General features: G+C 62.8%; 8 protein-coding genes. 4 read left to right on the top strand and 4 right to left on the bottom strand.

All coding sequences use genetic code 11. From position 1 onward, the window contains the following. The 4 genes from EWV37_RS13330 to groES form a co-directional block, all read right to left on the bottom strand. Positions 1-977: acyltransferase family protein (locus tag EWV37_RS13330; RefSeq protein ID WP_165189433.1), on the bottom strand; the 977-nt coding region annotated here is incomplete at its 3' end. A gap of 128 nt (positions 978-1105) precedes the next feature. After that, positions 1106-3154 carry an acyltransferase family protein gene (locus EWV37_RS13325; protein ID WP_129702146.1) on the bottom strand — a complete coding sequence of 683 codons (2049 nt, stop codon included), beginning with the start codon at positions 3152-3154 and terminating at the stop codon, positions 1106-1108. Between the two features lie 160 nt (positions 3155-3314). Continuing rightward, a complete protein-coding gene (groL, locus tag EWV37_RS13320) occupies positions 3315-4916 on the bottom strand; it encodes a chaperonin GroEL (protein ID WP_095798826.1) in 1602 nt (533 codons plus the stop codon). Between the two features lie 108 nt (positions 4917-5024). Continuing rightward, positions 5025-5321, bottom strand: a complete 297-nt coding sequence (groES, locus tag EWV37_RS13315; RefSeq protein ID WP_095798825.1) for a co-chaperone GroES — start codon at positions 5319-5321, stop codon at positions 5025-5027. A 420-nt stretch (positions 5322-5741) separates the two neighbouring features. On the opposite strand from groES, the gene EWV37_RS13310 reads away from it, so the two are divergent. From EWV37_RS13310 to EWV37_RS13295, 4 genes are read left to right on the top strand one after another with little or no spacing between them, the layout of a single operon-like run. After that, positions 5742-6707 (top strand): siderophore ABC transporter substrate-binding protein, encoded by a 966-nt coding sequence (locus EWV37_RS13310; RefSeq protein WP_129702144.1) that lies wholly within the window; start codon positions 5742-5744, stop codon positions 6705-6707. Next, positions 6704-7819 carry an ABC transporter permease gene (locus EWV37_RS13305; protein ID WP_338032829.1) on the top strand — a complete coding sequence of 372 codons (1116 nt, stop codon included), beginning with the start codon at positions 6704-6706 and terminating at the stop codon, positions 7817-7819. The genes EWV37_RS13310 and EWV37_RS13305 overlap by 4 nt, the downstream gene beginning before the upstream one ends. Then, positions 7819-8841 (top strand): iron chelate uptake ABC transporter family permease subunit, encoded by a 1023-nt coding sequence (locus EWV37_RS13300; RefSeq protein ID WP_095798823.1) that lies wholly within the window; start codon positions 7819-7821, stop codon positions 8839-8841. Before EWV37_RS13305 ends, EWV37_RS13300 begins: the two co-directional genes overlap by 1 nt. Next, positions 8838-9596: an iron ABC transporter ATP-binding protein gene (locus EWV37_RS13295; RefSeq protein WP_095798822.1), complete on the top strand. Its 759-nt coding sequence runs from the start codon at positions 8838-8840 to the stop codon at positions 9594-9596. The genes EWV37_RS13300 and EWV37_RS13295 overlap by 4 nt, the downstream gene beginning before the upstream one ends. Positions 9597-9620: the final 24 nt, after the last annotated feature.

Raw genomic sequence — 9620 nt, 5'->3', positions numbered from 1 at the left:
ACCAGATAGGTGATCAGCAACGGCCAGTGCACGAGATACAGGGCATAGGCGGCGTCGCCGAGCTTGACCACTGGCCACCAGGACAGGAACCGGTCGAACCCGAACGGGGACCCTGTGTTCCCGGCCACGATGATGGCTGCCGCCGAGAGCAGTGGCCACAGCGCGATCCAGCCCGGGAAGGCACCCTGGACATCCACCAGGACACCCACCGACACCATGCTCACAATGCCTACCCAACCCAGAATGATGCGCACGATGCGCGGCGGGTTGAGGTACGGAATCGCCAGGGCAATCAAAGAACCCAACGCGAACTCCCACAAGCGGGCCCGAGTGTCGAAGTACGCGAAAGCCTGCTGCGTCTCGGTCGTGACGACCGAATACGCGATGGACGCGGCGAAAATCAGCCCGAAACACACCGCCAGAACCGGCACCGAACTAATCCGAGTGCGGCGTCGCACCCACCACGCAAAACCGAAGATCAGCGGCCACAACAAAAAGACCTGACCCTGCACCGACAGGGACCAGAAATGCTGGAACGGCGAGGCCGTGGAGTGGTCCGCCGCGTAATAATCCACCGACGCGGAGGCGAGTTCCCAGTTCTGCAGGTAGAACACGGATGCGAGTCCCTGCCATCGGAAATCCCTGATGGATGTGTCCGGATAGAACAGAGCTAACAGCACAAGTGTTCCCACGATGATCAATGAGGCCAGTGGGAGCAATCGTCGAAAAATGTGGAGCCAGTATCGCGGAATGTCGAGTCTTCGTCCGCCCTCGATTTTTCGCACGAACGAGAGCGTCATGAAGAACGCGGAGATCAACAGGAAGATGTCCACGCCACCCGAGACCCGGCCAACGAAAACGTGATAGATCACCACGAGCAACACTGCTACGGCCCTGAGGCCTTGGACTTCGGGGCGGTAGCCCGAATACAACGCCACTCGATCAGATCGGCCAGGATCTCGAGTGTGCGCTGTCATCGTGGGGGGTCGTTGCTCAAGCACGACTAGCACCCTAACGCCGCACCTCAACCAGAGGTCGTCAAGGAATCACATAACGTCGGTCACTGTCCGGACGGTTCGAAGGTCAGCCTTCGGCCGGTCTGGAGCTATTGCGTGATCGCGTTGTAGAGCCGGTCGTAGGCCGGGACGCTCATGGTTTCCGTGTAATCCCACGTGAGGTGGTGGGAATCCAGCCACACGTGCACGTTCCCGATGACCGGGCGGCACTGGCCGTCCGGGCAGATCAGGTCGTTGAGATCCACGTTGCGGTAGTTCTCGATCGCCTCCAACTCCTGCGCGGGATTGGACGGTGCGAGCACCTGCGAAGCGGGCACGGTGCACGAGGGATCGTCCGGGCCGTTGGACTCGACGCACATGTACGGGTTGTAGTCCAGGCGGGCGTGATCGCGGAATCCGACCACGCGGATGCCCTCTTCGGTGAGATCCTCGATGACCGCGGGGAGGCCGGAAATGATTTTTTCCTGGCTGCCGTCCATGAGTTCACCGCGGGTGGAGGTGGTCAGCACCACGTCCGGCTTCAGCTTCTCGACGTAGTCCAGGGCCGCTTGGTTGCCTTCGCGGCACACGTCCGACTGACCCTCCAGACCCAGGCCGCAGCCGGGCTGCAGGAGAGAAACCATTTGCCAGTTCTCATCCTCGGCCATGGGGAGCACGGCACCCATGTACTGCTCCAGGTGGGAGTTGCCGACCACCACCACGGTCTTGGTGGGATTCTCGACCTTCTCGGTTTGACGGCAGAAATCCTGCACCGTGGCGTTGTCCGCCGCGAATTCGTCCGTGCATTCCTCCGGTAAGCCGACCCACTGGTTCCCCAGATCCGACGCGAGCGGCAGAGTGGGTGCGTCCGGGTCGGCCGCAGGCTGGTAGTCGCTCATGAGGGACATGGCGCCGGGGTTATTGCGCTCGGCCTCCGCCTCCAGTTGAGACGTGCGGTACGCGTCCACCGCAGTCCAGGACAGGACAGCTGTGGAGACCAACGCCAAGCAGGCCACGATGACCAGGGCCAACCGACGCTTGGCCTTTTCGGGCCATTTCCACGCCTTCATCGGGTCCTCGACGAACGCCGTGAGGACCAGCGCAAGGATGATGGACACGATCACGATGGCCACGCCCGAGCGCGGGCCGGCCCACGGGCGGTCCATCATGACCAGATAGGTGATCAGCAACGGCCAGTGCACGAGATACAGGGCATAGGCGGCGTCGCCGAGCTTGACCACTGGCCACCAGGACAGGAACCGGTCGAACCCGAACGGGGACCCTGTGTTCCCGGCCACGATGATGGCTGCCGCCGAGAGCAGTGGCCACAGCGCGATCCAGCCCGGGAAGGCACCCTGGACATCCACCAGGACACCCACCGACACCATGCTCACAATGCCTACCCAACCCAGAATGATGCGCACGGTGCGCGGCGGGTTGAGGTACGGAATCGCCAGGGCAATCAAAGAACCCAACGCGAACTCCCACAAGCGGGCCCGAGTGTCGAAGTACGCGAAAGCCTGCTGCGTCTCGGTCGTGACGACCGAATACGCGATGGACGCGGCGAAAATCAGCCCGAAACACACCGCCAGAACCGGCACCGAACTAATCCGAGTGCGGCGTCGCACCCACCACGCAAAACCGAAGATCAGCGGCCACAACAAAAAGACCTGACCCTGCACCGACAGGGACCAGAAATGCTGGAACGGCGAGGCCGTGGAGTGGTCCGCCGCGTAATAGTCCACCGATGCGGAGGCGAGCGCCCAGTTCTCCACGTAGAAAACGGAGGCCAGCGCTTCCCAGCGGAATTGGGCGACCGAGGATTCGGGGAATTCCGTGAGCAGCCCGACGGTCACCAGGATCACCACGGTGGCCAGGGGAAGCAGCCGCTTGAACGTGTGCAGCCAGTACCGGCCGATCGCCAAGGGGCGGCCGCTTTCGATTTTGCGCACGAACGAGAGCGTCATGAAGAACGCGGAGATCAACAGGAAGATGTCCACACCACCCGAAACCCGGCCCAGGAACACGTGGTAGATCACCACGAGCAGCACGGCGACGGCGCGCAGACCCTGGACTTCTTTTCGGAAACCGGAATAACGCGAGACGACATCCGGTCGAACGTCGGTCGCGGTCGGCCGCGGAGCAATGGTTTCGGGCATGGTTGTCACCTTAACCCCCGCACGTTCCAGCGCGGAATCGGTGTGAGATGGATCGTCATCGCATGTGGTGACAGGTACGGAGTGCCCGCACAGAAATACCGGCGGCCCGCCCCGTGATGTGGGGAAAGCCGCCGGTCAGCGTGGATTTCATCACAGCAGATCAGTGCTGGTGATGGTGATCCTCATCGTCGTTCTTCTTCTCGGCCACCAGAGTTTCGGTGGTGAGTACCAGAGCGGCAATGGATGCTGCGTTCTGCAGAGCGGAACGCGTGACCTTGACCGGATCGATAATGCCGGCCGAGACCAAGTTCTCGTACTCGTCGGTCGCGGCGTTGTAGCCGTGGCCCGGTTCCAGGTCCGCCACGCGGGAGGCCACGACGTAGCCGTCCTGCCCGGCGTTCTCGGCGATCCAGCGCAGGGGCTGAACCAGGGCGCGGCGCACGATACCGACGGCCGTAGCGGCGTCGCCCTCGAGACCGAGCTCGGCGCCGTCGAGCGCCTTGGACGCGTGCACCAGAGCGGAACCGCCACCGGCCACGATGCCCTCTTCGAGAGCGGCGCGAGTGGAGGAAACGGCATCCTCGATGCGGTGCTTGCGTTCCTTCTGCTCGACCTCGGTGGCGGCGCCCACCTTGATCACGGAAATGCCGCCGGCCAGGCGAGCGAGGCGTTCCTGGAGCTTTTCGCGATCCCACTCGGAATCGGTGCGTTCCACCTCGGCCTTGATCTCGGCCACGCGGTCCGCGACCTGCTCGGCCGAGCCGCCGCCGTCAACCACGGTGGTCTGGCCCTTGGTCACGGTCACGCGGCGCGCGGTACCGAGCTGGGACATGTCCACGCTGTCCAGCGAGATGCCCAACTCGGGGGTGATCACGGTGCCGTTGGTCAGCACGGCCAGGTCCTGCATGATCGCCTTGCGGCGGTCACCGAAACCGGGAGCCTTCAGCGCGACGACGTCCAGGGTGCCACGCAGCTTGTTGACCACAAGGGTGGACAGGGCCTCGCCCTCGACGTCCTCCGCGATGATGGTCAGCGGCTTCTTGGCCTGCAGTACCTTTTCCAGAACCGGCATCAGGTCCTGCACGGAAGAGATCTTGCCCTGGTAGAGCAGGATCAGGCTGTCTTCGAGGACGGCTTCCTGGCGCTCCTGGTCGGTGATGAACGACGGCGAGAGGTAGCCCTTGTCGAACTGCATACCTTCGGTGACGTCCAGCTCGACCTCGGTCGAGGAGCCGTCTTCGATGGTGATGACGCCGTCGGTCCCCACGGTCTCGAAAGCGCGAGCGATCAGCTCACCGATTTCCGGGGACTGAGCGGAGATCGCGGCCACGTGGGCCACGTCCTGACCTTCGACCGGGCGGGCGTTGTCCAGCAGACGCTGGGACACGGCCTCCACGGCTGCTTCGATTCCGCGCTTGATCTCGCTGGGGGCCGCACCGGCGGCCACGTTGCGCAGACCCTCCTTGACCAGGGCCTGCGCCAGCACGGTCGCGGTGGTGGTGCCGTCACCGGCAACATCGTTGGTCTTGGTGGCAACTTCCTTGGCGAGCTGAGCGCCGAGGTTCTCGTACGGGTCGTCCAGCTCTACTTCGCGAGCAATGGTGACGCCGTCGTTGGTGATTGTGGGGGCGCCCCACTTCTTGTCGAGAACGACATTGCGCCCGCGCGGGCCGAGGGTCACCTTGACGGTGTCGGCAAGCCGGTTGACACCGGCCTCAAGGGCTTTGCGAGCGGCGTCGTTGAACGCCAACTGCTTGGGCATGTGTGCTCCTTATCGGGCGAGAAAACTAAGGGTGAAAAACGCGGTACCCGTGCGCCACCCACTCACGAGTAGGCGCAGCGGGCACCGCGCAGAAAGGATTCTGAAGACTTACTTCTCGATGACTGCCAGCACGTCACGTGCCGGGAGCACGAGGTACTCTTCGCCGTTGTACTTGACCTCGGTTCCGCCGTACTTGGAGAAAATGACCAGGTCACCTTCCTTGACGTCCACGGGGATGCGGTTGCCCTTGTCGTCGACGCGGCCCGGACCCACAGCCAGGACGGTGCCCTCCTGGGGCTTCTCCTTGGCGGTATCGGGGATGACCAGACCGGAAGCAGTGGTCTGCTCGGCGGCCAGCGGCTGGACCACAATGCGGTCCTCGAGGGGCTTGATGGAGACCGACACGATCTCTCCCTTTCTTTAGGCGTATGAGACGGTGAGCGCCCACGGTGGTTCACGGGGTCCCGTGACCGCGGATGCGCTACGAGCCAGTTGGCGTGCCAACCGTCGTCGCGGTGCCGATTGAGCGCCTGGCCCTTAGCACCCTCACCCGGAGAGTGCCAATAGTCACTCTAGGGTTGGCCTGGCAGTCGGTCAAGGCGAGTGCCAGACGTTCACTCGCCGATGAAAACAATTAGGTAAGTAACACGTTCGCTATTAGCTTGCGCACACCCAATTCCTCCCGCTAGTTTGTCAGGTAAGGCAAACCTAAGACGATGCATTCACAGGTCAGGGTTCGACGGCGCCGTCGTACCTACCTGGCATTGCCGCCGGGTTTGCGCGGCCGCACGATCCCGCACCTTCCCTGAACACTTGAGGAACGACATGAACCGCATCAGCCCCAAGGCCATGGCACTGCTCACCGCAGGTGGCCTTCTCGCTCTCACCGGTTGCTCCACCGAAGCCGCTGGCGAGTCCTCCTCCGAGGAAAGCGCCTCGAACGAAACCGTGACCGTGGAGCACGTCCAGGGCACCACCGAGGTCCCCAAGAACCCTGAGACCGTGATCTCCATGGACCTGGGGGTCATCGACAGCTTCGAGGCCCTGGGCGAAGAGGTCGACGGCCTGCCCAAGCCCGCATCCTTGCCGGACGAATTCGAGAAGTACCAGGACGAGAAGTACGTCAACGCCGGCGGCATGAAGGAACCGGACATGGAGGCCATCTCGGCCGCCAACCCGGACCTGATCATCATTTCCGGCCGTACCGCGGACTTCTACGACCAGTTCTCGGAAATCGCCCCCACCGTGGACTTGACCATGGATCAGAAGGACCCGGTCGCCTCCTTCAAGCAGCAGTCGGAGACCATCGGTCAGATCCTGGGAAAGGAATCCGAGGTGGAGGAGAAACTCTCGGGCGTGGACCAGCAGATCGCCGACACCAAGGAAGCCGCCACTGATGCCGGTTCCGCCATGTTCCTGATGACCAATGCCGGTGAGATCAATGCCTACGGCCCCGGCTCGCGCTTCGGCAACATCATCTTCGACACCCTGGGCGTGAAGCCCGCCGGTGATGTGCAGTCAGAAGGCACCCACGGTGAGTCCCTGTCCTTCGAAGCAATCTCCGAAGCCAACCCGGACCGCCTGTTCGTGATCGACCGCGACGTGGCCGTGGGTCAGGGCGAATCCGGCCAGGCAGCTCAGCAGGTTCTGGACAACGACCTGGTCAACCAGACCACCGCCGCGAAGGAAGACCAGATCACCTACCTGGATCCCTCCGCGTGGTACATCGTGGGTCCCGGCCTGAACAACTTCCCCAAGATGATCACTGAAGTTCAGGACAGCTTGAAGTGAGCACCCTCGCTCACGCACCTGAGAACACCAGCGGCGGTTCGGCTCCCGAACCTCAGCCCGCTGTAAAACCCGGAGCAACTGATCGCTCGGACCAGGCCGGAAGGCCCGGACCCTTCAGGCGACTGCTGCGCTCCAACGGTGCCCTGGTGATCGCCGCTCTCGCGGTGCTCGTCCTGGCAGTGATCTCAACGTTCGTGGGCGTCGCGGATGTCACGCCGGCCACCCTGATGCGTCAGGTGGCCGGCGGGGACACCGCCGGACTCCAAGAGTCCTTCCATCTCCTGGCCGTCTCCCGTTTTCCGCGCACCATCTCCGTGATCCTTGCCGGTATGGCCATGGCCGTGGCCGGTCTGATCATGCAGCAGATGGCGCGCAACAAATTCGTGGAACCCTCCACGGTCGGCACCGTGGAATCTGCCTCATTGGGCCTGCTGGCCGTCACCGTGCTGGTTCCGAGCGCACCACTACTCGGCAAGATGGGCGTTGCGGCGGTCTTCGCCGTGGGCGGCACCGCTCTGTTCCTGGCCGTGCTGCAGAAGATCCCGCTGCGCAACGCGCTGCTCGTTCCCTTGGTCGGCATCATGCTGGGCAACGTGATCGCAGCGATCACCACGTTCTTCGCCTACCGCTTCAATCTGTTGCAGACGCTCAACACGTGGATGATCGGTGACTTCTCCGGCGTCATCAAGGGCCGCTACGAGTTGCTGTGGCTCGTAGCAGCACTCACCCTGATTGGTTACATCGCCGCTGATCGTTTCACCGTGGCCGGTATGGGCCAGGACGTCTCCACGACCCTGGGCGTGAACTACAAGCGCATTATGGCGCTGGGGATGACCATCGTGGCTCTCATTTCCGCCGTGGTGGTCGTGACCATCGGCTCCATCCCGTTCCTGGGCCTGGTGGTTCCCAACATCGTGTCTCTCATGATCGGTGACAACATGCGCCGGTCGGTTCCGTGGGTGGGTGTCTTCGGCGCGGGCTTCGTGCTCGTGTGCGACATCGTGGGTCGTGTGATCCGCTACCCGTTCGAGATTCCCGTGGGAACCGTGGTGGCCGTGGTGGGCGCTGCAATCTTCTTGGCCATGCTGTTGCGGAAGCGAGCTCGTTCCTGATGACCCCCAAATCCGCCGCTCTGCCGGTCCCCAACGCGATCCAGCAGAAGCGCAAACGCTTTGTCGTGCGCTCCGTGTCGCCGGCCATGGTCACCGCCCTCATCGGCGCGCTGGCCCTGGTGTGCATCGGCCTGTACTTGTTCCTGGGCCTGGATGCCAACGCCGCTTATGTGCTCCCCCGCCGCGCCAACCGTGTGTTCACCATGGTCCTGGTCGCCTTCTGCGTGGGTGTCTCCACCGTGCTGTTCCAGACGGTCACCTCCAATAGGATCCTGACGCCCTCCATCATGGGCTTCGACTCCCTGTTCATGCTGATCCAGACCGTGCTGATCTTCGTGATCGGCACCGTGGGCCGCACCCAGCTGGGGACCTATCCCCTGTTCATGCTGGAGCTCGGACTCATGGTGCTCTTCGCGGCCATCATGTACCGCTGGCTGTTCACGGGATCCGGGCTCTCACTGCACCTGGTGCTGCTGATCGGCATCGTGTTCGGCACGCTGTTCCGCGGTATTTCTTCGCTGCTGCAGCGCCTGTTGGACCCCAGCGAGTTCATGGTGCTGCAGGATTCCATGTTCGCCTCGTTCACCGGTGTGGACCTGGGTCTGCTGCGAATCTCCGTGGCCATCATTGCCGCCGCCACCATTCCGCTGATCGTGATGCGGCGCCGCTTCGACGTTCTGTCCCTGGGCCGTGACACCGCGATCAGCTTGGGGATCAACCACACCCGCACTGTGACCACCGTGTTGATCGTCTGCTCGATCTTCGTGGGCGTCTGCACCGCGCTGGTGGGTCCCATTACGTTCTTCGGACTGATCGTGGCCAACCTGGCCTATGCCCTGTGCCGCACCTTCCGCCACGCCTGGATCCTGCCGATTTCCGTGCTTCTCGGCATCGTGGCGCTCGTGGGCGGACAATTGATCCTGGAGCGCGTCTTCGCATTCGATACGGCGCTGTCCATTGTGATTGAGTTCTGCGGTGGGTTGTTGTTCTTGTTCCTGTTGTTGAGAGGGTCCATCAAGTGATTGAGCTGTCCGGTCTCACCAAGAAGTATGGCGAGACCACCGTGGTGGATCATGTCTCGGCACAGATCGAACCCGGTGGGGTGGTTTCGATCATCGGTGCCAACGGGGCAGGCAAATCCACCGCGCTGTCCATGGTTGCTCGCCTGGTCACCATGGACGACGGCTCCGTGTTCGTGGACGACCACGACGTGCTCAATACCCCCTCGGACCAGTTGGCCAAGAAGCTGTCCATTCTGCGCCAGGAGAACACCCTGACGGTTCGCCTCACGGTGCGCGACCTGGTGGGCTTCGGCAGATTCCCGCATTCGAAGGGTCGACTCCGGCCCGAGGACACCGAGCACATCGACCGCGCCCTGGACTACCTGAACCTCACCGAATTCGAAGACCGCTACGTGGACGAACTCTCCGGCGGTCAGCGGCAGCGCGTGTTCATTGCCATGGTGATTGCCCAGGACACGGACTACGTGCTCCTGGACGAGCCGCTCAACAACCTGGACATGAAGCACTCCGTGGAAATGATGAAGCTCCTGCGGCGCATGACCCACGAGCTCGGCAAGACTGTGATCCTGGTGATTCACGACATCAACTTCGCCTCGTGTTATTCGGATCGCATCCTGGCCATGAAGGAGGGCGCGCTCGTCTGTCAGGGCACCCCCGAGGAGATCATGCAGCCGGACATCCTGCGCGACATCTACGACATGGATATCCGCGTGGAGGTCATCAACGGCCACCACGTGGGCATGTACTACATGTGACCCGCGAGCGCGCTCGTGATGTGA

The organism is Kocuria carniphila (genome assembly GCF_004136555.1).
In the GTDB taxonomy this organism is placed as follows: domain Bacteria; phylum Actinomycetota; class Actinomycetes; order Actinomycetales; family Micrococcaceae; genus Kocuria; species Kocuria carniphila.
Note: the sequence above shows the minus strand (reverse complement) of the source record. Positions and strands in the feature narration are given on the sequence as shown.